Below are 26,064 nucleotides of genomic sequence, written 5' to 3' on the forward strand. Positions count from 1 at the left end.
GGAGTACGCATGAAGACGTCGATGCGGCTCGACATCGTGAGCGTGGAAGCGGTGCTGTATGCCGGCGACGCGCATTTCGTCGTCGTCCCGGGGGAAAGCGGAGAACTGGGGATCTACCCGCACCACGCGCCGCTGCTCACGCGGATTCGGCCGGGCGTCGTGATGCTCGTCGATGCGCCGACCGGCGAGCATCGCCGCCTGCTCGTCGCGGGCGGCGTGCTGGAAGTCAGCCGCGAAGGCGTGACGCTGATCGCCGATCACGCGCTGCGCACGCCCGAACTCGACGATCTGCGCGCACGCGAAGCGCGGCATGCGGCCGACGAGTGGCGCCGGCGCTACGCGCACGAAAACCGGCGTGCGTTCGATTTCGCGTCGGCCCGCGCGGAACTGATGGATGAAATCCGGCGCTTCTTTGCGATGGCGCTGCGGCAACAGGCGCCGCACGATAAGCCGGGCGGCGCCGGCTAGACGGCGGCTGAGGCGCCGCCCGCCCGCTCAGTCGCGCAGCTTGCGAAAACGCGGCGTGCCGTCTTCGAGATTGCCGTTGAACATCGCTTCCGGCCGCACCCAGAGGCCGCGCGCATGCGGCCACAGATGCTCGTAGACGACCACCGATTCCTCGGTTTCGGAATGGCGGGCAACGCCGATGTAGCGGTACAGGCCGCCCTTGTAGTGGCGGTGCGTCGCGAGCTGTTCGGCTTCCTGTTCGGTCATGGTGTGCTTCTCTTCGGCAAAAACGGAAAGCGCGTATTGTATGCGCTGCGCCGCGCGTCAGCGTTTCGTGTAGATGTCGGGGCGGCGAATCTCCATCAGCCGCTCGGGGTTCGCGGACGGACCGAAACCGACCGGCCGGTACAGTTCGTGTGCATCGGTCGTCACGAGCATGATGCGGCGCAGGCGCTGCACCCACTCCTGCGCGAATATATGGTCGATCAGCGCGCGGCCGTAGCCGTTGCCGCGTTCGGCCGGCAGCACGAACACGTCGCACAGGTACGCGAACGTCGCATGATCGGTGACGAGCCGCGCGAAACCGACGAACCGGCCGCCGACATACGCGCCGAAGCACAGCGAACCCTCGATGGCCCGCTCGACCACGTCGCGCGGAATGCCCTGCGACCAATATGCATCGCGATGCAGGAAGTCGAAGATCGCGTCGATGTCGAGTTCGCGCTTGTCGGTGGAAAATCTCAGCGTGGCGGGGGTGGCTGCGGGCACGTCTGTTCTCCGGTTCGAGGGGCGGAAGGCGGAGCATCGACGATACCGCGCTGTCGGGTGGGGGACAAGGGGTACCAGGGTCCGCCGTGGACGAACAGCCGCACTGCCCACCCTCGATTCGGCGACAATGGGATCCGCCCAATAAACCCGCGACGCTGCTTCATGACCTACCGCCTCATCGCCTTCGACTTCGACGGCACACTCGCCGATTCGCTCGACAGTTTTCTCGCCGCGCTGTCGGAAGCGTCACGCCTGCACGGCTTTCGTGACGCCACGCCCGAGCTGCGCCCGGCGCTGCGCGGCATGTCGGCGCGCGACATCATCCGCGCGCTCGACGTGCCGATGTGGAAAGTGCCGCGCGTGACGATCGACATGCGCCGCCTGATGCGGCCGCGCGTCGCGAACGTGCAGTTGTTTCCCGGCGTCGACGCAACGTTCGACGCGCTCGCCGCGCGCGGCATCCGCATCGCGATCGCCACGTCGAATACCGAGGAGATCGTGCGTGACCGGCTCGGCCCGCGCGCCGGCGCGCGCGTCGACCATTTCGCATGCGGCATTCCGCTGTTCGGCAAGGCGCGCCGGCTGCGCGCGCTCGTTCGCGAGGCCGGTGTGCGCGCCGACGAAGTGCTGTACGTCGGCGACGAAATCCGCGATGCCGACGCGGCACGGCGCGCACGTATCGCGTTCCAGGGCGTCGCGTGGGGTTACACGGCGCCCGACGCGTTGCAGGCGCATTGCGCGATGCCGTTGCTGCCGCGCCTCGATGCGCTGCTCGAGCGCGTATAGCGCTTTCACGCACGCCACGCACCTACGCAGCCCACTCGCGCGACGCCATCACGCCCGTCAAATGCCGATGACACGCACGCGCATCTCATGCATTGCATGCGCCACGCGCACGCAAAAATTGCCGCCGCGGCATGCGCATCAGGTACGCGCTACCTGCCTGCGCGCATGCCGACCGAATCGTCTTACCAACCGTTACACAAGCCACAGCACGGTTGCACCTGCTACCCGACCGCTCTCCTAGAATCAGTCGGGCCGGGAAACACTTCGACCGACGCCGCGGCAGAGCGGCGGTCGACTCCGGTCCGGGCGCGCCCGGTCTCTCTCGCACAGCGACGGATCGCACGATCCGTTTTTCAACCAGAGCCCCGATCGAAAGGAGGTCCCCATGAACCGCTTCCCCCACATTTCGCGCGTTGCCTTGTCTGCCGCCGGCCTGCTTCTCGTCGCCGTGACGGCGACCGCGCAAACCGCGCAGCCGGCGCCCGGCGCATCGGCCGCGCCGGCCGCGACCGCGACGCGCATCCACGAAGCCGACCAGACCTTCATCACCGACGGCACGAAGACCGTGTCGACGCAGCACGACGCCGCGCGCATCGCCGATTCGCGCACGTCGGACAGCCAGGTCAAGGCATTCGCGCAACGCGTGTCGACCGACGATGCGAAGATCATCCAGGCGATGCGCGCGGCGAGCCCGCGCGGCGTCGACGTGCCGGCCAACGACCCCGACACGACCGTGCTGAACAGCATCAAGAGCCTGCGCGGCGCCGAGTTCGACAAGGCGTATATCGAACAGGTCGCGCTCGCCGGCCAGCAGAAGGCGATCTCGGCGTTCCAGGCCGAAATCGCGTCGGGCCGCGACACCAAGCTGAAGGAAGTCGCCCGCCAGGCGCTGCCGATCCTGCAGGCGCACTACGCGGACGCGCAAAAGCTCGCGCAGCGTCATCACCTCGCATCGGCGCAGTAACCCCCGCGATGCCGCGCCGCGCCACGTGCGCGGCGCACCGTTTCCCCCGCCGTCGCGCGGCCGCCTCCCCTGCCGGCAGCGCGACGCACGTCAAGCATCAAGCGTCCCGCGTTACGTCGCCAGCTTCGCCTCGAGCCGCGCCCGCACTTCCGGCCATTCGTCGTCGATGATGCTGAAGCGTACCGAGTTGCGCTTGCGGCCATCCGGCATGATCCGTTCGTGACGCACGATGCCCTCCTGTTTCGCACCGAGCCTCAGGATCGCCGCGCGCGATCGCTCGTTCAGTTCGTCCGTCGTGAACTGCACGCGCACGCATTGCAGCGTGTCGAACGCATAAGCCAGCAGCAACCACTTCGCTTCGGTATTCGCACGCGTACGCTGCGCCGATTCGCTTAGCCACGTATGGCCGATCTCGAGCTTGCGGTTCTTGCGATCGATCTTCCAGAAGCGCGTGCTGCCGATCGCGCGGCCCGATGCGCGATCGACGATCACGAACGGCATCACGGTGCCGGCCGCCCGCCCCTGCAACGCCGTATCGATGTACGCGTCGACCGTCTGCACACCCGGCACGACCGTGACCTTCAGGTTCCACAACGCGCCGTCGGCCGCGGCGTCCAGCAGCGCCTGCCGATCGGATGCGTCGAGCGGGCGCAGGACGACACGTTCGCCGGTAAGGGTCGGTTGTTCGAGGAAAGACGATGCGTCGGTCATGACGGGATTCCGGAGAAATGACGGCGATGGCGGTGCAGCGCCCATCATACGGCGATGCCGCTAGCCGAGGTGTGCGGCGAGCCGGCGGCGGATCGCCTTCGCTTCGCCGCGCAGTGCATCGGCGAACGCGTCGACGAGCAGGTTCTTCGGCCGGTGCTCGGGCACGATCAGGCTGACGCGGTACGGAAACGAACGCGTCAGCGGCCGCACGTGCAGGTCGCGGCCGACGAAATCGAGCGCCGTGAGCGGGTTGACGATCGCGGCCCCGAGCCCTTGCCGCACGAACGCGCATACCGACACGGCCGACGGCGTGTCGACCACCGAGCGCGGCGCGACGCCGAGCTGCGCGAACGCCTCGTCGATCAGGATGCGGTACGGATCGTTCAGCGACAGGCTCACGAACGGACGGTCGGCGAGATCCAGCAGGTCGATCGCGTCCTGCGCGAGCAACGGATGACCGTCGGGCAGCACGCACACCTCGTCGACTTCCAGCAGCGGCGTGAGCACGGTGCCGGCCGGCGCGACATCGTGCTCGGTCAGCCCGAGGTCGTAACGCTGCGCGGTCAACCACTCCTCCAGCACCGGCGACTCCTGCGTCGCGACCGACACGCTGACGCCCGCATGCGCGTCGTGAAAGCGCCGGCACGCACCGGGCAGGATCGCATGCGAGAACGCGGGCAGCGCGATCACCGACAATTGCCCGTCGCGAAACTCGCGCAGGCGCGCGGCCGTCGCCGCGACGCGTTCGAGCCCCACATACGCGAGCCGCACGTCGTCGAACAGCGTGAGCGCGGCCATCGTCGGACGCAGCCGACCGTGCGCGCGCTCGAACAGCGCAAAGCCGACGACCTGCTCCATCCGCGCGAGCTCGCGGCTGATCGTCGGTTGCGACGTGTACAGCATCTCGGCCGCCCGGGTCGTGCTGCCGGTGACCATCAGCGCGCGGAAAACCTCGATATGACGGTGCGTCAGCATGATCGTATATATCAGAAATGAATCGAGTATCGATATATAGGCATTTTACTGTATAGACGATCAGGCGCATCATCCGGCTATCCGTTCATTCGATCCGATTCATCCGCCATGTCCCTCGATTCCCGCCAGCTCGCAGCGCTCGCGCAGCAATACGGCACCCCGCTGTGGGTGTACGACGCCGACGTCATCCGCGACCGCATCGCCCAACTGCGCCAGTTCGACGTGATCCGCTATGCGCAGAAGGCGAACTCGAACGTCCATATCCTGAAGCTGATGCGCGAAGAAGGCGCGTGCGTCGACGCCGTGTCGCTCGGCGAGATCGAGCGCAGCCTCGCGGCGGGGTTCAGTCCGGCAGGCGAGGCAGGCGAGCCGGAAGGCGTCGTGTTCACGGCCGACCTGATCGACCGCCCGACGCTCGCGGCGGTGCTCAAGCACGGCGTGACCGTGAACGCCGGTTCGCTCGACATGCTCGCGCGCGTCGGCGAGCACGCGCCCGGCCACCGCGTGTGGCTGCGCGTCAACCCGGGCTTCGGCCACGGCCACAGCAACAAGACCAACACCGGCGGCCCGCAGAGCAAGCACGGCATCTGGATCGACGACGTACCGCGCGCGATCGAGATCGTGCGCCAGTACGGGCTGAAGCTGGTCGGCATCCACATGCACATCGGTTCGGGCGTCGACTACGGCCACCTGTCGCAGGTGTGCGATGCGATGGTCGATCTCGTCACGTCGCTCGGCCACGACATCGACGCGATCTCGGCCGGCGGCGGCCTGTCGATTCCGTATCGCGACGGCGAGCCGCGCGTCGACGTCGGCCACTACTTCAGCCAGTGGGACGCCGCGCGCAAGCGCATTGAACGGCATCTCGGCCACCCGGTGCGCATCGAGATCGAACCGGGCCGCTTTCTCGTCGCCGAAGCCGGCACGCTCGTCACCGAAGTGCAGGCCGTCAACCGTCGGCCGAAGCACGATTTCGTGCTGATCGACGCGGGCTTCAACGATCTGATGCGCCCGTCGATGTACGGCAGCTACCACGCGGTGTCGGTGCACGCGCATGATGGCGCGCTGCCTGCCGGCCGGCCGCTCGTCGACCTCGCGATCGCCGGGCCGCTGTGCGAATCGGGCGACGTGTTCACGCAGGATGCGGGCGGCGTGGTCACGCACCGCAAGCTCGCGCAGCCGCAGATCGGCGACCTGCTGTTCCTGCACGACGCGGGCGCGTACGGCGCGTCGATGTCGTCGAACTACAACAGCCGGCCGCTCGCGCCGGAAGTGCTCGTCGATCGCGGCACGCCGCGGCTGATCCGCCGCCGGCAGACGATCGGCGAATTGCTCGCGCTCGAAACGTTCGAGTAACCCGCGTCCGGCGTGGCGAACGACCACGGCCAGGCTTGCCGCGACCGGCGGCCTGGCCGTTCTGCGTTGGGTCGCCGCCAGCCGCGCACCGGGTGATGTCAGCCCGAGGCCCGGCAAGCCGCGGTACCTGCGTCACCCCGCGCGCTGCACGGGCGCCATCTTCGAGAAGTACTTCGCGCCCGCGACGCAGCCCACCACCACGACCGTCACGACGACCATCGACGGCGGCACCGTCTCGTGCAGAAACCCGGCCGCGAGCAGGAAGCCGAAGAACGGCTGCAGCAGCTGCAACTGGCCGACGCCCGCGATCCCGCCGAGCGCGAGCCCGCGATACCAGAACACGAAGCCGATCAACATGCTGAACAGCGACACGTACGCGAGCCCCCACAGCGCGGCGGCATCGACGCCGTCGAACGACGCGGGCCAGGTCAGCCACGCGAGCGGCAGCATCAGCGGCAGCGACAACACGAGCGCCCACGAGATCACCTGCCAGCCGCCGAGCTCGCGCGACAGGCGCGCGCCTTCCGCATAACCGAGCCCGCACGCCACGATCGCGGCCAGCATCAGCGCATCGCCCACCACCGACGCCTGCCCGCCGTTGCGCAGCGCAAATGCGGCCACCGCGCCGCTGCCGACGATCGAGAAGATCCAGAACGGCAGCCGCGGCCGTTCGCCGCCGCGCCACACGCCGAACAGCGCGGTCGCGAGCGGCAGCAGCCCGACGAACACGATCGCATGCGCCGACGTCACGTGCTTCAGCGCAAGCGCCGTCAGCAACGGAAAACCGACCACGACACCGAGCGCGACGACGGCCAGCGACACGGCCTCGGCACGCGACGGCCGCTTCTGCTTCAGCACGACGAGCAGCAGCAGGCCGAGCGCGCCGGCGATCGTCGCGCGGGCGAACGTAAGGAACAGCGGGTCGAGCCCTTGCACCGCGACGCGCGTCGCGGGCAGCGAGCCACTGAAGATGATGACGCCCAGCAGGCCGCTGAGCCATCCGTCGGTCGTTTTCTGCACGGTCGATCCTGATGGGAAAGGGGATGACCGATGATCCGCCGCCGGCCAAAACGGCGTAAGCTACAGCCCAATACAATTCACACAAACTGTACTGGACAACCGGCCGTACAGTTCATCGTTCGCCATGCGCCATTCCGCCCCGCTTCCCGTCCCGATTCCCGCTCCGCCCGCGCCGTCGCGCACGCGTGTGGAAACCGTCATGGACACGTTGCGCGCACGGATCGCGAGCCGTGCGCTGATGCCCGGCGCGCGCGTGCCGTCGATCCGGATGATGGCCGACGCGCTCGGCGTGTCGAAATCGACGGTCGTCGATGCGTATGAGCGGCTCGCGAGCGAAGCCGTGCTCGTCGCCCGGCGCGGCTCGGGCTTCTACGTGTCGGGGCACGCCCCGCCGCTCGCGCTCGCGGAGCTCGGCCCGCGCCTCGATCGCGAGCTCGATCCGCTGTGGCTGTCGCGCCAGTCGCTCGAAGCGGCACCGACGTCGGTAAAGCCCGGCTGCGGATGGTTGCCGTCGTCGTGGCTGCCCGACGAAAGCCTGCGTCGCGCGCTGCGCGCCGTGTCGCGCGACGAATCCGACGCGCTGACCGACTATGCGACGCCGCTCGGCCTGCCCGCGCTGCGCCAGCAGCTCGCGTGGCGGCTCGCGCAGCACGGCGTCCACGCGGAACCCGCGCAGATCATGCTGACCGACGGCGGCACGCACGCGCTCGACCTCGTGTGCCGCCTGCTGCTGGAGCCCGGCGATACGGTCGTGCTCGACGATCCGTGCTACTTCAACTTCCAGGCGCTGCTGCGCGCGCACCGCGCACGGATCGTCAGCGTGCCGTTCACGCCGAACGGCCCCGATCTCGTGCGCTTCGAACAGGTGCTCGCCGAGCATCGGCCGCGCCTGTACATCACCAACGCCGCGCTGCACAACCCGACCGGCGCGACGCTCGCGCCGCCCGTCGCGCACCGGCTGCTGACGCTCGCGGCCGAGCACGGGCTGCTGATCGTCGAGGACGACATCTTCGCGGATTTCGAGAGCACGCCCGCGCCGCGCCTCGCGGCGTTCGACGGGCTGTCGCGCGTCGTGTCGATCGGCAGCTTCTCGAAGACGCTGTCGGCCGCGATCCGCTGCGGCTATGTCGCCGCGCGCCCGGAATGGATCGACGCGCTCGTCGACCTGAAGCTCGCGACGTCGTTCGGCAACGCGCAGATCGGCGCGAACGTCGTGCACCGGCTGCTGATCGACGGTACGTACCGGCGCCATCTCGACAGCCTGCGCGAGCGTCTCGCGGATGCGATGGGCGAAACGATCCGGCGTCTCGCACGGGCCGGGCTCGAAATCTGGACCGAGCCGCGCGGCGGGTTGTTCGTGTGGGCGCAATTGCCGGACGGGCTCGATGCCGCGCGCGTCGCACGTCATGCGCTGGACCACGACGTGGTGCTCGCGCCGGGCGACGTGTTCAGCGCGTCGCGCAGCGCGACGTCGTACATGCGCTTCAACGTGTCGCGCTGCAAGGGGCCGGCGGTGTTCGATGCACTGGCGCGCGCGATGGAGGCGGCGCGAGTGGTGGCGCGCGGCGATGTGCCGGCCGGCAATTGACGCAAGCCGGCCGCACGGCGGCGAGAGACCCCGCCGCCCGCGTCACACCTCGCCCGCGTGCGCCCTCGCCCGCACCTCGGCGAACGACGTATCGACGAGCAGACGGCCGGTGTCGAACACCGTCTCGAGCGCTTCGTCCCATTCGCCTTCCAGCGTGCGATCGTCCCACGCAACCGGCAGCGTCACCGTCCGATACTCGCCGGTGCGGCGATTGCGCAGCAGCGTGAGCCGCCCCTTCTTCGAGCGCTTGCCCTGATCGGTGGCCGGGTCCTTCCGGACGTCATGCCATACGTCGCCACGCCGGATCGCCGAGCACTTCATCGCGAAGCGCTGCGTATCGCGGTTCACGCGCTGCAACAACGCGCCGCCCATGCCGAACACCACGTTGCCGGCCGCGTAGCCGGCCTCGTCGAGCGCGACGAGGATCGCCTCGATCGACTGCTCGTCGACCCCATCGCCCTGGATCACGCGCACGCGGTTCAGCACGCGCCGCCCTTTGCCGTTCACCGTCGAGCCGAACGACGCGTCGAGCGCACGCACCGTTTGCAGCACGATCGTCACCGGGTCGCCGGAATCGGGACGCACGACGAGCGTCGCGCCCGAATCGATCACCGCCTGGCGCAGCGGGCCGCCCCACATCTCCAGCGCGGCGAACAGATCGTAGGAGTCCGACACGACCGATACGATCGCGCCCGGCAAACCGAAGCGGGCGATCATGTTGCGGTACGCATCGGCCTCGCCTTCGCGCCCCCACGACGTGATCGTGCTGTGCTCGGCCGCCGGCACCGAGTACGCGGCCATCGGCTCGCGATAGAAGCGGTTCGCGGCCAGCACGCCGAGCACCGTGTCCGAACCCATGAAGCTCACGAGGTGCGCGGCGCCGCCGATCGCGGCCGATTCCGCGCTCGACACGCCGCGCGCGCCGAAGTCGTGCAGCTTGAACGGCAGTTGCGCGAGATCGTCGTCGGTCTTGTCGAGGAAGCGGCGAATCGTCTGCCGCAGGTGCCAGCTGCGGGTCGCCACCGTCACCGGATACCAGACGCGCAACAGCATCGTCTCGAGATACGACGCGAGCCAGAACACCTGCGGATCGTCGCATTCGACCGTCATCAGCACGTTGTGCACCGGCACGATCGACCCCTCCGGCACCGCGCGGATCTTCACCGGCAGGTAGCCGTCGTGGCGTTCGACGATATGGCGCCATCCGGCTTCGTTGAACGGCTCGCCGTGCACGGTGAAGAAATCGCGCGCCTCGTCGATCATCGCGTGCGTAACGGGCTTGCACAGATACTCCTTCAGCAGCATCTGCAGGCCGAAGAACAGCGTGCGGTCGTAGCGGCCGCCGCGCGATTCGACGTACGAGAACATCGCCGATGCATCCGGCGGATATTGCAGGAAGTGGGAAGCCTTGTACGAATCCGTGTTGAGAATCGGATTGGCGAGAACCGCGGCAAAGCCGCCGGGAACGTTTTGCATGGCTAGAGCTCCTCTAGGCCGTTGAAGTGCCGCCGCGTCTGTCGCGGCGGACCGGATGCGGGGAATCAGCGCGTCACAGCTTCCCCAGGAAGTGATACGCGATGTCGAAGTGATCCTCGAACATCACGTTGCGCATCTGCGCGAATTCGTTGAGCGGGACCCAGCGCGCCTTGTCAGCGTCGTCGCTGCCCTTCACGCGCGGCAGCTCGCCGGTCGGAAAGTTGAACAGGCACGCATGCGTGATCGTGCGGCCGCGCAGCGAGCGCGTCGGGTGATCGAACACCTGGCGATCCTTGATCGAGCCGCGCAGCACCGGCTCCGGCAGCTTGAGCCCGGTTTCCTCGCGCAATTCGCGGATGCAGGCCGCATCGAGCCGTTCGTCCTGGTTCACGAAACCGCCCGGCAGCGCCCACAGGCCGCGGCCCGGTTCGCTGCGGCGGCGCACGAGCAGGATATGCCCCGAGTGCACGACCACCGCGTCGACCGTCACGAACGTGACGGGATACGGCGCGGCCGCCCACGCCTTGCGATACGCGGCGATGAATTCGGCTTCCGACTTCAGTTGCGCGAATTCCGGCTGCGTGCGGAACCGCTCGAGCCAGCCGAACACGGGTTCCGGCACGGCCCACTGCACGAAGCTGTTGGTTCGTTCGGCGAAATACTGGTCGCGGATTTCGGTCGCGGAAATGTCTTCCGTCGCGTCGACGTCGACGAGCTCCCATTGCGGGAACATCCGCAGGTAGTACGACGTGGCGTCCTTCTCGTGGCCGATCAGCCCGACCTTGCGCTGCGCGACGTCGCCGAGCGCGGAGGCAACCGCGTCCTGCACCCAGCGCACCCAGTCGCCGTCGTTGTAGGTCGAATCCTGCAGCGGCGCGATCGTCACGCGGTCGCGCTCGGACGCGTCGAGCAGCGAAGCCAGCATCTGCCGGCGCTCGTCGAACGAGAACGGATCCTTGATGGTGCGGGGCTTGTCGGTCGACCCGATCAGCACGCACACGCGCTCGGCCCGGCTCAGTGCCGACTTCAGCACGTTCAGGTGACCACGATGCGGAGGCTGTAAACGACCAATGAAAACGAGCGCGTCGAAGCGCCGGTTCTGTTGCGTACTCATGAGGCTCCCTCAAGAGATTGAAACGCTCCGGGTCTGTCCCGAAGGGTTGAAACGAATCCTAGGGGAAATCCCGAGGTACGTCAATCGAGCAGGGTCGAGCCCGCACTCGACTTGACGAAGTCTGACGAAACACCGTTTATTGGCGCGTTACACTCGATTTCATCCCATTCCGCAACCTGGCGCCCACCCTCATGAGGATCTCAGTCAGCCGGACCGTCGACGTCGATCGCAGGCGCCTCTTCACGTGGTCGCAGGACTACGGCCGGCGGCTCGTGTGGGACAACTTCCTCATCGATGCGTATCTGCCCGACGGAACGACCGCCGACGTCGGCGTCGACGCGTTCTGCCGCAGCCGGTCGGGCGCGACGATGGTGTCGCGCTACATCTCGTACCGTCCGCCGCAGGTCGCCGCCGTCGAAATGGTCGAAGGACCGAAGGTGCTCGAACGCTTCAGCGGCAGCTGGAACTTCACCGAGCACACGCCCGGGTCGACCGAGGTGAAGTTCACGTACCACTTCCGGGCGCAGCCGTCGTGGCTGCGCTGGCTGCTGGAGCCGCTGATCGGCGCGTTCTATCTCGTGCACACGCGCCGGCGTCTCGATTCGTTCAAGCGCTGGGCCGAAGCCGAAGCGCTGCCGCGCTGATCGGCACGCCGCCGCGCGCCACCTGCTGCCGAACCTGCGCATGCGTGCCGAGCGCCGTGGCGATCGCATCGACGGCATCGGCCGCGCGCGCCGCGCCGCACATGAACGCGTCGACGGCCGCGAAACGATGCTCGGGCCACGTATGGATCGTGATGTGCGACTCCGCCAGCAGCACGACGCCCGTCACGCCATGCTCGCCGCCGAAATGGTGGAAGTGCGCGCCGATCACGCGCGCGCCGGCCCGTTGCGCCGCGTCGGTGAGGATCGCCTCGAGCCGCGCGGCGTCGCGCAGCAGCGCCGCGTCGATGCCGGCCAGGTCGGCCAGCACGTGCGAGCCGAGCACCGCGCAGGGCGGCGCGATCCCGTCGCGCGCGGTCATTTGTGCGACCCGTACGACGAGTAGCCGCTGCGCGCCGAGGAACTGCCCCACCCGCCGCCGCCCGAACCGCCGCCGCCGATCGACGCGCAACTGAACAGCGTGACGACGATCAGGCCGTAGATGCCGTAAAGGATGTACCGAATCACGCGTTGCCCCCGTCCGACGCAAAACGCGCCCACAGCCATTCCGGCAGCCACAGCACCAGCAGGCCGACCAGCACGTAGACGGAGCGTCCGGTAAACGAGAACAGCGAACCCAGGTTGAAGATCACGAGCAACGCGCTGAACATGAACGGCAGCGGCGCGAAACTGTGCGGCCCCTTCCTGCCGAACAGGCCCGTCGATTCGGTGGCGCCCGCGGCAGCCGCGACGGCTGTCGCAAGCGCCGGCGTGCCGAAACGCTCGGCGAGCGCGCTGCCCGACAGCGGCCGCGCACGCGACCAGACGATCTCCGCATCACTGCGCTCGCGCGTCAGCTTGTCCTTCTGCCAGCCATAGTCGACGATCGACGTGCGGTCGCCCGCCTGCACGCGCCAGTTGAATGCCCCGACCACGTAGACGACCTCCGATTCGTATTCCTCGCGCAAACGGTAGGTCTTGCCGCCATCGGTCACGCTGGATTCGCCGCCGATCGTCGGCCAATGGTCGAGCACCTGCACGCGCTCCCAGCGCCCTTCGCTTTGCACCAGCCACAGGAAGCCGCGCTTCGGGTTCAGCAGCAGGTATTCGTCCCATGTCTCGGCGTCGCCCGGCACCCGGCAGCGCATCATGCCGATCACCGTGTACTTCACGCCGTCGAACGTGCCGATCGCGCCGAGTTCGAGCGCGCCCTTCACCGATTCGAGCTTGCGCTGCGCCGCGAACACGGTCTGCTGCTCGGCCGTGCACTGCACGCCCGCGTGGCAGTTGCCGCACACGACGTAGTCGGCCACGTTCGGCGCATAGGACAGTGGCGCACCGCAGCTCGGGCACGCGAACGGCACCATCTCCGCGCCGCGTTTCTCGCGCATATCGTTTTCGGTATCGCGCAAGCCCGTGAACGCGAGCGCATCGAATTCCAGCGCCTCGCCCGAATAGACGGCCGGAATGCCGCCGTTCGACTCGGCGTCGGAATAGTCGTAGGTCGCGAATGCATTGCCGGTGCGCAGGTCGACGACGCGCGCTTCCCACCCGGCATCGACGCGGAACGGCAGCTCGCCGTCGCCGCCCGTGCAGCGTGCGGTACGCACGTCGGACACCAGATATGCGCGGCCGCCGTGGTCGATCCGCATGCCCGGTTCGAGCGTGCCGAATGCGGGCCACGCTCGGCCTGCCGCATCGTCGGGTTCGCGCACCGTGATCGCGTACTGGCCCGACGCATCCGACAGCCATCCGAACGCGCCGTCGTCGAACACGACGTACCATTCGCTCCACGCACCGGCGTCGTAGGTCATCTGGATGCGGCCGAGCACCGTGAACACGCGGTTACCGTAGCGCCCGGCCGTGCCGATCTGGATCGGCGATGCATCGTCGAGCACCGTGGCCAGTTCGCCGATGCGCTCGACGTCGGCGCCACGCTTGAGCAGCGTGCTGCGGCAGAACGTGCAGACGGCCATCACCGCCGCGGCCGAGCGAAACTCGACCGGCGCGCCGCATTGGGGGCACGAGGTACGGAACATGCGCGACGCTTACCGCGTGAGCTTCGCGAGGATCTCGGCCTTCGCGCGCGAATATTCGTCTTCGGTCACGAGGCCCTTGTCGAGCAGCGCCTTCAACTGCTCGAGCCGCTGCACGTAATCGGTACCGTCGGCCGCTGCCGCGGCGATCGGCGCCGCAACGGGCGCGGGCGGCGCAGCCTGCGCCGGTTGCGCGGCGCCCGCGATCTGGCCGGCCATCGCCTGGCCGATCGCCGCACCGGCGGCCAGCCCCGCGCCGACCCCGGCGATGCCGCCCGGGTTTTGCGCGGCGAGCGGAATCGCCTGCGCGGTCTGGTATTGCGTGGCGCGCGCGAGATCGCCGGCCATCCCCGCTCCGATCCGCAGATCGAGGGCCTTTTGCAGCTCGGCCGGCAGCGACACGCTCTCGACCGCGAACGCGTCGAGCGCGAGCCCGTAGCGCGTGAACACCGGCACCAGCGCGTCGGCGACACGCTGCGACAGCAGCGACTGGTTCGCGGCCATGTCGACGAACGGCACGTCGGCCGAGCCGAACGTCGTGCTCATCGCGGTGACGACCAGATTGCGCAGTTGCTGCTCGAGATCGTCGACCGTATAGGCCGCGCGCGTGCCGCTGACCTCGCGATGGAACGCGGCCGCATCGACGATCCGGTACGAGTAGATGCCGAACGCGCGCAGTTGCACGAAGCCGAATTCGCGATCGCGGATCGTTACCGGCTGCGCGGTGCCCCACCGCCGGCCGAGCTGCAACCGCGTGCTGAAGAAGTAGACGTCCGACTTGAAAGGCGACTGAAAGAATTTGTCCCAGTTCTTCAGGTTCGTGAGCACCGGCAGCGTGCGCGTTTCCAGCGTATAGAGCCCCGGGTGGAACACGTCGGCAACCTTGCCCTCGTTGACGAAGATCGCGACCTGCGTTTCGCGCACGGTCAGCTTGCCGCCGTACTGGATTTCCTGGTCTTCCATCGGATAGCGCCAGGCCAGCACGCCGTCGGTGTCTTCCGTCCATTGCAGGACATCGATGAACTGCTTGCGGATGAATGAACCCAGACTCATGTCGGTCTCCTCGAAGCGCGTGGCGCGTCAGGTCAGGCAGGCGGCATTGATGATGCCGACGACGAGCGACGCGGTGCCCATCAGGCCGCCCATCGCGACGTTGCGATCCTCGATCGCATGATTCATGCCGGGCATCACGCGCGTCAGCACCACATAGGTGATCAGTTGCACGATCATCGCGCCGACGGCCCAGATCACGACTTCGCCGAGCGTGGAATTGTGCGCGATGCTGGACGCGAGCGTCAGGCAGAAGCCGATCAGCGCGCCGCCGAACGACAGCGTCGCGGCCGCGTTGCCGTCGCGGATCAGCGCGAGTTCGTCGAACGGGGTGACCTTCAGGTACACTGCCGCGAACACAAGAAGCAGCACGAACGCCGACAGTAAATGAACCGCATAAAGATAGGCACTATTCATTCTTTTCCTCGGATTTTGTGCTCGGTTCGCCGCCCCGTCGCCGGTCGGCCCGCGCGGGGCCGCCAGACGAAAATCCGCGCCAGTATATCCACATTGCCGAACACTGCACAACGGATGCGCGATGCTGCATAAGCGTGCGCTCGTCCTGTCGATCCTCGTGCTCGCGTCGTGCGGGCTCGGCTACGAACTGATCAGCAGCGCGCTGTCGAGCTACCTGCTCGGCGATTCGATCCTGCAGTTCTCGTCGGTGATCGGCTGCTACCTGTTCGCGATGGGGATCGGCTCGTGGCTCGCGAAGTTCGTCGAGGACGACGACGTGCTCGATCGCTTCGTCGACATCGAGCTGCTCGTCGGCCTGCTCGGCGGCGTATCGGCCGCGCTGCTGTTCGTCGTGTTCGCCTGGCTCGCCGCACCGTTTCGCGCGGCGCTTTACGCACTGGTGCTCGCGCTCGGCCTGCTGATCGGGATGGAAATTCCGCTCGTGATGCGCGCGTTCCAGCAGCGGCGCCAGGCGTTCCGCCATACCGTCAGCGAGGTGCTGACCTTCGACTATCTCGGCTCGCTCGCCGTGTCGCTGATCTTCCCGCTCGTGCTGGCGCCGCGTCTCGGCCTGCTGCGTACGAGCTTCCTGTTCGGCCTCTTGAACGCATTCGTCGCACTGTGGACGACCCACCTGTTCCGCGACGAAATCCGCAACGTGCGCGGCAAGCTGATGCGCGCGTCGCTCGTGATCGGGCTGCTGATCGCCGGGTTCGCGCTGTCGGAGCGCATCACGCACTGGGCCGAGCACGGCGTATACGGCGACGAGACGATCTACTCGGAAACGACGCCGTACCAGCGCATCGTGCTCACGCAGTGGCACGACGACATGCGGCTGTACCTGAACGGCAACCTGCAATTCTCGTCGCGCGACGAGCACCGCTATCACGAAGCGCTGATCCATCCGGCCATCGAGGCGCTGCCGTGGGCCAAGCGCGTGCTCGTGCTGGGCGGCGGCGACGGCCTCGCGGTGCGCGAACTGCTCAAGCACCGCAATCTCGAACGCATCACGCTCGTCGATCTCGATCCCGCGATGACGAAGCTGTTCTCGACGTCCGCGCCGCTCGTCAAGCTGAACCAGGGCGCGCTGAAGGATCCGCGCGTGCAGGTGATCAACGACGACGCGGTGCGCTGGCTCGAATCGAATGCCGACGTGTACGACGCGATCGTCGTCGACTTCCCCGATCCGACCAACTTCGGGCTCGGCCGCCTGTATTCGGTGCCCGTATTCCGGCTGCTCGCGCGGCACCTGTCGGAGAACGGCTACACGGTGATCCAGTCGACGTCGCCGTATTTCGCGCCGCATGCGTACTGGACCATCATCGCGACGCTGCGCGAAGCCGGGTTCAACACGTGGCCGTACCACTGCTACGTGCCGTCGTTCGGCGACTGGGGCTTCGTGATCGCCGGCAAGCGCCGCGATTTCACGGTGCCGACGCACTACTCGGTGCCGACGCGCTGGCTCGATCCGCAAACGGCCGCCGAGATGTTCCACTTTCCGGCCGACATGCCGGCGCTGCCGATGTCGCCGAACGAACTCAACGACCAGCCGCTCGTGCGCCGCTTCGACGACGACTGGAAGCACGTACTGCGCTGATGGACCGTCGCACGTTCCTCGTCGCGTCGGCGGCCGCGTCGCTCGCCGCCTGCGGCCGCACCGGCTGGATCGAGACGACGCCGCGCATCGACTACCCCGGCATGCGCGAAGGCCATGCGCTGCGCGACCATGCCACGCTGCCGCCGCCGTCCGGCACGATCGAGACGGACGTCGCGATTCTCGGCGCCGGCGCGGCCGGGCTGTCGTGCGCATGGCAGCTCGCGCGCGCCGGTCATACGCGCTTCACGGTCCTCGCCGGCCCCGAATTCGGCGGCAACGCGGCCGGTGGCCGCTTCGGCGAGCTCGGCTATCCGAAGGGCGCGCACTACCTGCCGCTGCCGTCGCTCGAATCCGTGCATCTGCGCGACATGCTCGCCGATCTCGGCGTGATCGAATCCGCGCCGTTCTCCGCGCGCCCCGTGTACGACGAGCGTGCCCTCGTCCACGCACCGGACGAACGGCTGTTCATCGGCGGGCAGTGGCAGGACGGCATCGTGCCGACCGCCGGCCTCGACGCCGACGCACTCGCGCAGCAGGCGCGCTTCTTCGCGTACACCGACGGGCTGCGCACCGCGCGCGGCACCGACGGCCGCAAGGTGTTCTGCATCCCGATCGCGGAATCGTCGCGCGACCCGCGCTGGCGCGCACTCGACCGGCGCTCGTTTCGCCAGTGGCTGCGCGACGAGGGCTACACCGCGAAGGCGCTGCACTGGTATCTGGACTATTGCTGCCGCGACGACTACGGCGCCGGTTACGAGCACGTCTCCGCATGGGCCGGGCTGCACTATTTCTCGTCGCGCGGCGGCCATGCGGGCGATGCGGGCGACGGCGCGGTGCTGACCTGGCCCGACGGGCTGCACACGATGGTGACGAAGCTGGGCGATTCGATCGCCGCACGCACCGGCTCGAACGCATGGTCGCGGGACGGCTTCGCGGTGCGCGCGACCGAACGTGCGGGCGGCGTCGACGTGCTGTGCGCCCGCGTCGGCCACGACGGCGCGCTGTCGACGTTCATGCTGAAGGCGCGCCGGGTCGTTTCCGCGATGCCGCTGTTCGTCGCGGCGCGCGTGTTTCCGCAGATGCCGGCATACGGCTTCGATCCCGCACGCGACCTGCCGCCGCGCGCGCCGTGGCTCGTGTCCAATTTCCTGCTCGACGGCATGCCGGCCGAGGAAGCCGGCGTACCGCTCGCGTGGGACAACGTCGTCTACGACAGCGTGGGGCTCGGCTATGTCGTGTCGACGCACCAGTTGATCCGGATGTCGCCGCCGACGCGCTCCGTCTTCTCCGCCTATCAGGCATTGAGCACGCAAACGCCGGACGATACGCGCCGCTGGCTCGCGCAGGCGAAGCCCGACGCGTTGCGCGAGCAGGCGGCAATCGACCTGCAGGCCGTGTACGGACGCGAGCTGTGGAAGCATGCGACCGCACTCGAGATCACCGTGCGCGGCCATGCGATGGCGACACCCGACGTCGGCTTCCTGAGCCGACCGGGGCTGCTCGCGCTGCGCGATGCCGACGGCCCCGTCGTGTTCGCGCATGCCGACCTGTCCGGGCTGTCGCTGTTCGAGGAAGCGTCGTACTGGGGCATGCTGGCGGCCCGGCGCGTGCTGGCCTGACAACCGCCGTTCGTCATTGCGGCGTCGCCGCCACCCGCTATAATCGCGCGACATTCCGACTGCATTGAGCAGGCCGACGGTGGCGCGCCGTTCGACGCACCGCACGCCCTTCTCGACAACAACAATGACGAACCGAACCCTCCGACGCCTTCGCCCGTTCGTGCGCGCCGCCGCGCGCGTGCTCGCGTGCGCCCCGCTCCTCAGCGCGCCACTGGCGCTGCATGCGGCCGACGCCGCCGGCACGACCGTCGCCGCGCCCGCGTCCGGGCGCTACATCGTCGTCGACACCGGCCATACGCCCGCGCATCCGGGCTCCACCGGCGCCAGCGGCCGCGTCGAATACCTGTACAACCTCGACCTGTCCGGCGCGGTCGCCGACACACTCGCCGCGCACGGCGATCGCGTGCTGCGCACGTCGGCGGACGGCCGCGAGATCGCGCTCGATCGGCGCTCGACGCAAGCGCCCGACGCGAACCTGTTCGTATCGATCCATCACGACTCGATGCAGCAACAGTTCATCGACGCGGGCCGGCAGCGCGAATTCCGCGGCTTCTCGGTGTTCGTGTCGGCGCGCAACCCGCACTATGCGGAAAGCCTGCGTTGCGCGAAGGCGATCGCCGAACGGCTGGTCGCGGCCGGCGAACGGCCGTCGCTCTATCACGCGCAGCCGATCAAGGGCGAGAACCGCCCGCTGATCGACCCGCCACTCGGCATCCATCGCTTCGACGATCTCGTCGTGCTGCGCACCGCGCCGATTCCCGCCGTGCTCGTCGAGGCTGGCGTGATCGTCAATCCGGACGAAGAAGCGCGGCTCGCGCGACGCGAGACGATCCAGCGCCTGTCCGCCGCGATCGCGGGCGGCATCGACGCGTGTACGACGCCCGGATAAACGACGGTATCGCCCGCCCGGTTCACCGGTTTTCACCCCAGTCAGGAGACTCACCATGAAGAAAAAGAATCTGCTCGCGTCCTGCGCGTTGCTCGCCCTTGCCGTTCCGTTCGCCGCGCATGCGGCCGGCTGCGGGAAGCCGCGCAGCGCGTTCGACCAGGTGTATTGCACGAGCACGCAGTTCTCGCAGTCCGACCGCGATCTCAACGACGAGTACGGCCGGCTGCGCAAGCAACTGAGCGGCGACCAGCAGGCGACGCTGAAGTCCGGGCAACTCGCGTGGCTGAAACAACGCGATGCGCAGTGCAGCGAGACGCGCGGCAGCAGCTACCTCGTCGATATCCAGTGCGCGAACGACATGACGCAGGCGCGGCTGTCGTTCCTGCGCGAGCGTGAGCGCGAATGCTCGAGCACCGGGTGCGTGACGTCGAAGCTCGGGGAGTAAGGGCGCGACGCATGCGATGCCGCGACGCGTTTCGCGGCATCGCAGCCCGAAAGGAATCACACGAGGGCGCTTGACGTCGAACACGACGACGATCGCCCCCTTCCCTGATCGACTTTTCCGACGCGCGCGGCAATCACAGAAACCACCGATACTCCCGCGCGCCGATCTCGTTGCGAAAATCCAGCTCCTCCTGCCGCTTGTTCTCGCAATACACCATCACGAACTCGCTGCCGAGCCCTTCGCGCACGGCCGGATGATCCCGCATCGCGGCGACCGCCGACAGCATCTCCTTCGGAAAATCGATGCCGCTGCCGCGATCGTCGTTGAGCGGCGCGATCGGCTCGAGCCCTGCATCGAGCCCGTGCTCCATCCCGCTCAGGATCGCCGCCAGCACCAGGTACGGGTTCGCATCCGCGCTCGCGAGCCGGTGCTCGATCCGCAGGTTGCGTGTGTCCGACGCCGGAATCCGGATGCACGCGTCGCGATCCTCGAAGCCCCAGCTCGCGCGGCTCGCCGCGTTCACCATCGACCCGTAGCGGCGAAACGCATTGTGATTCGGCGCGAACACCGGCATGCAATGCGGCAGCAGCGCGAGGCAGCCGGCCACCGCGTGCCGCAACGGCCGCTGCCCGTCTGCCGCAAGCACGTTGCGTCCCGCATCGTCATACAGGCTCACGTGCACGTGCATCCCGCTGCCCGGCGCATGCAGATACGGCTTGCCCATGAAGCTCGCGCGATAGCCATGCCGCAACGCGACGCCGCGCGTACTGCGGCAGAACAGCGCCGACCAGTCTGCTGCGCGCAGCGCGTCGTCGGTATGCCCGAAATTGATCTCGAACTGGCCGGGCCCGAGCTCGGCGGTGATCACCGTCGCATCGACGCCCTGTTCGCACGCGGCGTCGACCATCTCGTGCAACACCTCGGAGAAGCGTGACAAGCGCTCGATATGCATGTTCGGCTGATCGTCGCGGTCGTCGCTCAGGCGGTCGCGCGGATACTGCGGCAATCCTTGGGCGAGCTGCGCGGCGAACAGGTAGAACTCGAGCTCGAATGCGACGACCGGCCGGATGCCCCGCGCCGAGAACCGCCGCAGCACGCGCGCGAGCACCTCGCGCGGCTCGAATTCGATCGGCGAATCGGTACCGTCGGAGCTGATCAGCATCTGCGCGAGCGGCTGCCGCTCCCAGCGCACAGGCTTCAGCGTGCCGGGGATCAGGCGGCGCGGCGCATCGGGGTCGCCGTCGTTGAAACAGTAATCGCCGATCTTGTAGAGGCCGCCTTGCGTGCCGAGCAGCACGCAGTTCTGCGGCAGCTTCAGCAGCGAGCCGGACGCGACTTTCTCGAGCGCGTCGATCGGATAGCGCTTGCCGTAGAAATGCCCGGGCAGGTCGAGGCAGATCAGGTCGACATAACGGATCTCGGGGTGCGCCTGCCGGAATGCGCGAACTTCACCGACCAGCGCGGGAACGACGTCAGCCATGTCTCATCCTTTCCATGTCTTGTAGGGCGGTGCCGCAACGCGGCGAACCGGATTCATGCGGCGCACGGCGCAACGCATGCCGCATGTCGATCAGTACTGCAAACAGGCCGTGTGGCGCGACGGACTGCGGAGGCGCCCGCCCCGCCGACCATTCAGCTCAGGTAAATACCCAGATCACGCGCGTCGGCGCGTCGGTCAGGTTCGCATACCGGAAGCGCTTGTGCGCGGGAAGCTGGAATGCATCGTTCGGGCCGAGCGTGACGGGCGTGTCGTCGCCGTCGATCCAGATCGTCAGCGCTCCTTCGAGCACGAAGCCGCCCTGCTCGTCGCTGTCGTCGACCGGCCGCTCGCCGCTGCTCGCCCCCGGCGCGAGATGGCTTTCGAGGATCGAGAAGCGCGAACGCATGTTCGGCGACACGAGAATGTCGGTAATGCCGGCTGCGTAATGCACGGTGCGGCGTTCGTCGGGCCGCGTGACCCACGGCACGCTGCGCGGCTTGCTCAGGCTGTAAAAATACGTGGTCGGCACGCCGAGCACCTCGCCGATCGCGGTGAGATCCGCGACCGTCGGACGCGACAGCCCGCGCTCGACCTGCGACAGAAAGCCGACCGAGCGGCCGATCCGTTCGGCGAGATCGCTCAGCGTGACCTTGCGATGCTTGCGCAGGTCGCGGATCAGGATCGCCAGACTTTCTATCTCTTCCTGTTCGTTCATGAAGGATTCCGATGCAATCAAACGGTATCGCGCAGGCGGTACCAGACCTTGCCGATCGCCTCCAGCGGCGCGGCCAGCCGGTCGCCGCCGGGAAAGCGCGGGTTGCGAATGCGCTGATACTGCGCGAGCAGATGCGCGTCGCCGAGCACGGCATCGGCCACCGCGCGCGCGCCGGCGAGCGTCGGCAGCACGCCATGCCCCGAAAAGCCCTGCAGCCAGAAGCGCTGCCCGTGGCGGCCGATGTCCGGCGTGCGGCGCATGCTGATGTCGATGTGACCGCCCCACGCGTAGTCGAGCGGCACGCCGGCCAGTTGCGGGAACACGCGTTCGAGGCGCGGGCGCGTCGCCGCCGGGATATCGGCCGGAATGCCGCCGAGATACGTGCAGCCGCCGCCGAACAGCAGCCGGTTGTCGGGGCTCAGGCGGAAATAGTCGGGCACGAACTGGTTGTCGATCACGCAACTGTTGCGCGGCAATAGCGCCCGCGCGACGTCGGGTGCGAGCGGCGCGGTTGCGACCTGGTACGTGCCGACCGGCAGCAGCCGGCGCGCAAGGTCGCGATCGAGCCGGTCGACGTATGCGTTACACGCGAGCACCAGCACGTCCGCGCGCACTTCGCCGCGCGCCGTGCGGGCGACGTGGCCGCCGGCCGTCTCGCGACAGTCGAGCACGCGGCTCTGTTCGAAGATGCGGCCGCCCGCGCGCTCGATCGTTCGCGCGAGGCCGAGTGCGAGCTTGAGCGGATTCAGGTGGCCGGCCTCCGGATCGTGAAGCGCCGCGAGATAGCGCGTGCCGCCGATCCATTCGGGCATCTCGTCACGGCCTATCATGCGCAACCGGTCGTAGCCCCAGCGCTCGGCGGCCTCGTCGCGCGCCTGCGCCAGCATCGCGACGCGCCGCGGCCGCACCGCGGCCCACAGGCTGCCGGGCCGGTAGTCGATGTCGAAACCGTGTCGCGCCGGCAGTTCGCGCACTTCGGCCGCCGCCCAGCGCATGCTGTCCCAGAGCAACCGGGCGCCGTCGCGGCCGAGCGCATCCTCGAGCGGCCGCATGTCGCACGACCAGCCGAGCAGCGCCTGTCCGCCGTTGCGGCCCGACGCGGCCCACGCGACGCGGCTCGCTTCGAGCATGACGACGCGCCTGCCGGCGAGCGCGAGCCGCAGCGCCGTATGCAGCCCGCTGAAGCCCGCGCCGACGACCAGCACGTCGGCGTCGACACGTTCGTCCAGCGCCGGCCGATGCGGGATCGGCGCCGGGTAGGTACCGGCGTAGTAGCTTGCGACGTGACGGTCGGACTGCACGAACATGCGAGCCTCCGTGAAAATATTGCTGCGAAATTTCATGAAAAACTAGCACGACAATTTCACGGAAGCAACGCCAAGAAATTCCAACAAAATAAATTGCGAAGGCCACTAACCCGTCGCGCGTTCCGTTAACCGCTTCGTTGTTTCGCCGAGAGGCCATGGCCAAACCGATACTCGATGACGAATCGTGGTCACTCACCCAACCGCTGTTGTCACCACCGAAGCGGCGTCCGACGCGATACCCCGGACGCAAGCGTCTCGACGATCGCGGCGTCGCCCTCCATTCATACAGTGGGATCGGGTCGAAAGCAGGACCCAATCCCACTGCGTATCCGGTTCGAACGCCTCGCCACCATACATGAGGCGTTCATGAAAATCGCCGTCTGAATCATCTGCTGGAGGCACGTTCAAAAATCGTTCTGTTAGCGTTCCTTAGCGGATGGGATCGCAACCAACCGGAGCAACGAAACATTCGCTCCGGTCAAGGCTTCGCACGCACTTCCTTGTGAGCATTTTTGAGAATCCACAGTTTCTACACCTATATATTTTCACCACGCGTTCGATAACAAGGCGGGTTCGCCGTCCCCGGCATACGCGCGCAAGCGAAAACGTTTGCCGCCGCCGCGCGAGAGTTTCGTCTCCGCGTGGCCAACATTACGGACGTAACGATACGAACATGAGCGATACGAAACATCGACTTGAAGCGAGTGCTGGCCTTTCCCGTCGCACGTTCCTCTACAGCCTCGGCGCACTCGCGCTTTCGGCGTGCGGCAGCGGCCCGGATACGAGCGAGGCGGCCGCCGGCCGCGCGACAGGCACGGCAGACGCAGCGGCGGGCAATCGCGCGCTTGCGCGCGTCGCGACCCGCGCCGACGCCGTCACGACGAGCCAGGCCTTCGTAACCGCCACCAACCGAATATTTTTACGCCCAGGATGTGGGCCGACGTCAATCGAAAGAACATACCTATATTTTTCAGAAACGAAAGATGCTATCTAGCCCGGCGTTATTCCGCTTTCGAATGTTCGATTTTGTTCGATATCGCATTACCTCCGAGCGAAGTCACGCTCTTTAAATATTTATCATTTAAAAATCGCATGCCACGGATCCGAATGGCGGATGCTTTACCAAGACCCATCCAAATCGTCCAACATAAAAAGACATGACATTTTGCATTTCATAGCATCAATTCCAGACGAAGCAAATTACCGAACCATCGGCCATGACATTTTTTGAGGATCGAATGTTAAATACCACATATATTTCAGGTTTGATTCTGCTTGTTTCTTCTATTTTGCAGGGATGCTCCGGCGGCGACGCCTTGCCGTCAAAGCCTGCTCAGAACTCAACAGATCAAAGCTTGAATCAGCAAAATGTCGCGCAAAATCTGCACTCTACGCCCCCGCCTCCGGGCAACACGGTACTCGTAGCCAGCGGGTCGACGCCTCAGCAGAAAGTCCGAAATCTGGGATCGGGGACGGGGTTCGTCGCGTCGGCATTGTCTGAGAAACTCCCGCCGGGAACGGCTGACGACTACGATGTTCTGGTCGTTTCCAGCGACCAGACTGCAAATCCGGGCGTAATGAAGGAAATTGTCGACGGCCTGGGAAATGGCAAAGAGATAGTCATCGATTCCGCCGGTAGCGGAAAGCCCGGGGGCGCGACCGTCAATTCCGCCGTAGAACAAATTGTCGGCCCGGGAACCGCGGTTGCCGGCGACGCAGTCCGAATTCAACGAGGCCCGAACGGCGACGGCTATCTGATCACCCCGATATTCAACACCGGCGGCGGAAATACCAACGGAGGACCCGACCAGAAGGTTTCAGGCATCGATGCGACACAAAACAACGTCGCGAATATTTTTCAAACCAATGATGGGGGTAACAAGTGAAGTCGAAATCGCTTTTCAATTCCGCGATTGCGGGCGTCGTTTGCCTGTTTCAGGTCGGCCATGCCGTTGCCGGGACGACGTGCCTGCTCGATAGCCAAACCAACCAGGCAAATCTGGTGGGAAACAGCTCGTCCTGGTCGATTCCTATTCAGCAAGCAACCAATACGTGGCAAGACTGGATATGGAGAGGTGATACCTTCCTGTGCAATGGCGTCCGCAATGTAGCTGCCCCGTGTACGTATACATGGACGAAAACCCGTTCCAATGGATACACCGTCAGCGGCAGTGCCAGTTTGAATCCGGAAAGTATTCCGATCGTGGGAGGCATCTTGAATCTGCTTCACGTTGACGCCTCGTATGGGCGCACCGTGACTAATACGGAATCGACTGGCTGGAGTCAACAGGTTCCGGCGGGGAAATATGCCACGTTCGTCGAGGTTGTCGTGCGTCGCTGGAAGCAAGGCGTGTTTCAAGGGGCGTATCAAATCACAAGCAAGCGATGCACGATCGACGAAATTGGGGATGGGCATTTCGCGTGGGGGCATGTGTATTCCTGGAATGGATCGGCCAGATACGGAAACTGGACGGCGAACCAGGCGGTCAATGGTTCCAATTCCGCGTACGGCATGGTCTGGATTCACTGACTTTGTTGCAAGGGTCGTCCGTGATACGCCAAGCCTCAACCGAGGAACGGCTTCAATTCCCGGAAGGAGAGCCGGTTTTTCGTTAACACCCAAG

At 66.8% G+C, this 26,064-nt stretch carries 28 protein-coding genes and 1 pseudogene; 14 read left to right on the forward strand and 15 right to left on the reverse strand.

Annotated elements, in window-relative coordinates; all coding sequences use genetic code 11:
* Nucleotides 1-9 precede the first annotated feature (9 nt).
* Entirely contained in the window at nt 10-468 is a 459-nt protein-coding gene (gene atpC, locus CFB52_RS24620; protein WP_099317685.1) for an ATP synthase F1 subunit epsilon, read from the forward strand.
* Between the two features lie 27 nt (nt 469-495).
* Here atpC and CFB52_RS35205 read toward each other — a convergent pair whose 3' ends face one another.
* Both CFB52_RS35205 and CFB52_RS35210 read right to left on the reverse strand, forming a co-directional pair.
* The gene (locus CFB52_RS35205; protein ID WP_006480837.1) at nt 496-714 is read right to left on the reverse strand and encodes a DUF1653 domain-containing protein; all 219 of its coding nucleotides are present in this window, start codon (nt 712-714) and stop codon (nt 496-498) included.
* Between the two features lie 57 nt (nt 715-771).
* Nucleotides 772-1,215: a GNAT family N-acetyltransferase gene (locus CFB52_RS35210; RefSeq protein WP_104012625.1), complete on the reverse strand. Its 444-nt coding sequence runs from the start codon at nt 1,213-1,215 to the stop codon at nt 772-774.
* Nucleotides 1,216-1,377: 162 nt separating this feature from the next.
* On the opposite strand from CFB52_RS35210, the gene CFB52_RS24630 reads away from it, so the two are divergent.
* Nucleotides 1,378-2,001, forward strand: coding sequence for an HAD hydrolase-like protein (locus CFB52_RS24630; RefSeq protein WP_099317686.1), 624 nt, complete (start codon nt 1,378-1,380; stop codon nt 1,999-2,001).
* A gap of 385 nt (nt 2,002-2,386) precedes the next feature.
* Nucleotides 2,387-2,965, forward strand: coding sequence for a DUF4142 domain-containing protein (locus tag CFB52_RS24635; RefSeq protein WP_059584671.1), 579 nt, complete (start codon nt 2,387-2,389; stop codon nt 2,963-2,965).
* 111 nt (nt 2,966-3,076) lie between these two features.
* Here the strand turns inward: CFB52_RS24635 and CFB52_RS24640 are convergent, their stop codons facing one another.
* Together CFB52_RS24640 and CFB52_RS24645 are read right to left on the reverse strand one after the other, a co-directional pair.
* Nucleotides 3,077-3,676: a GNAT family N-acetyltransferase gene (locus CFB52_RS24640; protein WP_059584669.1), complete on the reverse strand. Its 600-nt coding sequence runs from the start codon at nt 3,674-3,676 to the stop codon at nt 3,077-3,079.
* Between the two features lie 60 nt (nt 3,677-3,736).
* Complete coding sequence (locus tag CFB52_RS24645; protein WP_059639790.1) at nt 3,737-4,651, reverse strand: LysR family transcriptional regulator; 915 nt, start codon at nt 4,649-4,651, stop codon at nt 3,737-3,739.
* A gap of 108 nt (nt 4,652-4,759) precedes the next feature.
* Here CFB52_RS24645 and lysA point away from each other — a divergent pair, with 108 nt between their 5' ends.
* Nucleotides 4,760-6,007, forward strand: a complete 1,248-nt coding sequence (gene lysA, locus CFB52_RS24650; RefSeq protein ID WP_099317687.1) for a diaminopimelate decarboxylase — start codon at nt 4,760-4,762, stop codon at nt 6,005-6,007.
* Between the two features lie 132 nt (nt 6,008-6,139).
* Here lysA and CFB52_RS24655 read toward each other — a convergent pair whose 3' ends face one another.
* Complete coding sequence (locus tag CFB52_RS24655) at nt 6,140-7,027, reverse strand: DMT family transporter (RefSeq protein WP_099317688.1); 888 nt, start codon at nt 7,025-7,027, stop codon at nt 6,140-6,142.
* 124 nt (nt 7,028-7,151) lie between these two features.
* On the opposite strand from CFB52_RS24655, the gene CFB52_RS24660 reads away from it, so the two are divergent.
* Complete coding sequence (locus tag CFB52_RS24660) at nt 7,152-8,615, forward strand: PLP-dependent aminotransferase family protein (RefSeq protein ID WP_099317689.1); 1,464 nt, start codon at nt 7,152-7,154, stop codon at nt 8,613-8,615.
* Nucleotides 8,616-8,657: 42 nt separating this feature from the next.
* Here CFB52_RS24660 and CFB52_RS24665 read toward each other — a convergent pair whose 3' ends face one another.
* Together CFB52_RS24665 and CFB52_RS24670 are read right to left on the reverse strand one after the other, a co-directional pair.
* A complete protein-coding gene (locus CFB52_RS24665) occupies nt 8,658-10,091 on the reverse strand; it encodes a nicotinate phosphoribosyltransferase (RefSeq protein ID WP_059584662.1) in 1,434 nt (477 codons plus the stop codon).
* Nucleotides 10,092-10,164: 73 nt separating this feature from the next.
* The gene (locus CFB52_RS24670) at nt 10,165-11,205 is read right to left on the reverse strand and encodes a bifunctional nicotinamide-nucleotide adenylyltransferase/Nudix hydroxylase (RefSeq protein WP_099317690.1); all 1,041 of its coding nucleotides are present in this window, start codon (nt 11,203-11,205) and stop codon (nt 10,165-10,167) included.
* A 191-nt stretch (nt 11,206-11,396) separates the two neighbouring features.
* Between CFB52_RS24670 and CFB52_RS24675 the strand changes: the two genes are divergently transcribed.
* Complete coding sequence (locus CFB52_RS24675) at nt 11,397-11,849, forward strand: SRPBCC family protein (protein ID WP_099317691.1); 453 nt, start codon at nt 11,397-11,399, stop codon at nt 11,847-11,849.
* Here CFB52_RS24675 and speD read toward each other — a convergent pair.
* Genes speD through CFB52_RS24695 form a run of 5 tightly spaced genes read right to left on the reverse strand, consistent with a single transcriptional unit; the run spans nt 11,812 to nt 15,349 of the window.
* On the reverse strand, nt 11,812-12,228 hold the full coding sequence (speD, locus tag CFB52_RS24680; RefSeq protein WP_099317692.1) for an adenosylmethionine decarboxylase: 417 nt from the start codon (nt 12,226-12,228) through the stop codon (nt 11,812-11,814). The two genes, CFB52_RS24675 and speD, sit on opposite strands and share 38 nt — an antisense overlap.
* Complete coding sequence (locus CFB52_RS34765) at nt 12,225-12,374, reverse strand: hypothetical protein (protein WP_155634559.1); 150 nt, start codon at nt 12,372-12,374, stop codon at nt 12,225-12,227. The genes speD and CFB52_RS34765 overlap by 4 nt, the downstream gene beginning before the upstream one ends.
* The gene (locus CFB52_RS24685; RefSeq protein WP_099317693.1) at nt 12,371-13,885 is read right to left on the reverse strand and encodes a DUF4178 domain-containing protein; all 1,515 of its coding nucleotides are present in this window, start codon (nt 13,883-13,885) and stop codon (nt 12,371-12,373) included. The genes CFB52_RS34765 and CFB52_RS24685 overlap by 4 nt, the downstream gene beginning before the upstream one ends.
* A 9-nt stretch (nt 13,886-13,894) precedes the next feature.
* Nucleotides 13,895-14,935, reverse strand: coding sequence for an SPFH domain-containing protein (locus CFB52_RS24690; RefSeq protein ID WP_099317694.1), 1,041 nt, complete (start codon nt 14,933-14,935; stop codon nt 13,895-13,897).
* A gap of 27 nt (nt 14,936-14,962) precedes the next feature.
* Nucleotides 14,963-15,349 (reverse strand): DUF350 domain-containing protein, encoded by a 387-nt coding sequence (locus CFB52_RS24695; protein WP_099317695.1) that lies wholly within the window; start codon nt 15,347-15,349, stop codon nt 14,963-14,965.
* Nucleotides 15,350-15,470: 121 nt separating this feature from the next.
* Here CFB52_RS24695 and CFB52_RS24700 point away from each other — a divergent pair, with 121 nt between their 5' ends.
* The 4 genes from CFB52_RS24700 to CFB52_RS24715 all read left to right on the forward strand — a co-directional run bounded on the left by CFB52_RS24700 (nt 15,471) and on the right by CFB52_RS24715 (nt 19,938).
* On the forward strand, nt 15,471-16,985 hold the full coding sequence (locus CFB52_RS24700; protein WP_069617304.1) for a polyamine aminopropyltransferase: 1,515 nt from the start codon (nt 15,471-15,473) through the stop codon (nt 16,983-16,985).
* Nucleotides 16,985-18,604, forward strand: a complete 1,620-nt coding sequence (locus tag CFB52_RS24705) for an NAD(P)/FAD-dependent oxidoreductase (protein WP_059584649.1) — start codon at nt 16,985-16,987, stop codon at nt 18,602-18,604. Before CFB52_RS24700 ends, CFB52_RS24705 begins: the two co-directional genes overlap by 1 nt.
* 124 nt (nt 18,605-18,728) lie before the next feature.
* A complete protein-coding gene (locus CFB52_RS24710) occupies nt 18,729-19,493 on the forward strand; it encodes an N-acetylmuramoyl-L-alanine amidase (protein ID WP_099317696.1) in 765 nt (254 codons plus the stop codon).
* Between the two features lie 55 nt (nt 19,494-19,548).
* Nucleotides 19,549-19,938 (forward strand): lysozyme inhibitor LprI family protein, encoded by a 390-nt coding sequence (locus tag CFB52_RS24715; protein WP_099317697.1) that lies wholly within the window; start codon nt 19,549-19,551, stop codon nt 19,936-19,938.
* 133 nt (nt 19,939-20,071) lie between these two features.
* Here CFB52_RS24715 and CFB52_RS24720 read toward each other — a convergent pair whose 3' ends face one another.
* From CFB52_RS24720 to CFB52_RS24730, 3 genes are all read right to left on the reverse strand, one after another.
* Nucleotides 20,072-21,418 (reverse strand): glutamine synthetase family protein, encoded by a 1,347-nt coding sequence (locus tag CFB52_RS24720; RefSeq protein ID WP_099317698.1) that lies wholly within the window; start codon nt 21,416-21,418, stop codon nt 20,072-20,074.
* Between the two features lie 157 nt (nt 21,419-21,575).
* Entirely contained in the window at nt 21,576-22,133 is a 558-nt protein-coding gene (locus CFB52_RS24725; protein ID WP_059584641.1) for a helix-turn-helix domain-containing protein, read from the reverse strand.
* Between the two features lie 17 nt (nt 22,134-22,150).
* Nucleotides 22,151-23,440: an FAD-binding oxidoreductase gene (locus tag CFB52_RS24730; RefSeq protein ID WP_059584639.1), complete on the reverse strand. Its 1,290-nt coding sequence runs from the start codon at nt 23,438-23,440 to the stop codon at nt 22,151-22,153.
* A gap of 155 nt (nt 23,441-23,595) precedes the next feature.
* Here CFB52_RS24730 and CFB52_RS35440 point away from each other — a divergent pair.
* From CFB52_RS35440 to CFB52_RS34355, 4 genes and pseudogenes are all read left to right on the forward strand, one after another.
* Nucleotides 23,596-23,712 (forward strand): annotated as a pseudogene (locus tag CFB52_RS35440) (IS5/IS1182 family transposase); the annotation flags it as partial.
* Nucleotides 23,713-24,113: 401 nt separating this feature from the next.
* Nucleotides 24,114-24,434, forward strand: a complete 321-nt coding sequence (locus CFB52_RS34345; RefSeq protein ID WP_124859847.1) for a hypothetical protein — start codon at nt 24,114-24,116, stop codon at nt 24,432-24,434.
* Between the two features lie 223 nt (nt 24,435-24,657).
* On the forward strand, nt 24,658-25,326 hold the full coding sequence (locus tag CFB52_RS34350) for a hypothetical protein (protein WP_144029756.1): 669 nt from the start codon (nt 24,658-24,660) through the stop codon (nt 25,324-25,326).
* Nucleotides 25,323-25,970 (forward strand): hypothetical protein, encoded by a 648-nt coding sequence (locus CFB52_RS34355; RefSeq protein WP_124859842.1) that lies wholly within the window; start codon nt 25,323-25,325, stop codon nt 25,968-25,970. The genes CFB52_RS34350 and CFB52_RS34355 overlap by 4 nt, the downstream gene beginning before the upstream one ends.
* The last annotated feature ends 94 nt before the right edge of the window (nt 25,971-26,064 follow it).

The organism is Burkholderia sp. AU18528 (genome assembly GCF_002223215.2).
GTDB lineage: Bacteria > Pseudomonadota > Gammaproteobacteria > Burkholderiales > Burkholderiaceae > Burkholderia > Burkholderia semiarida.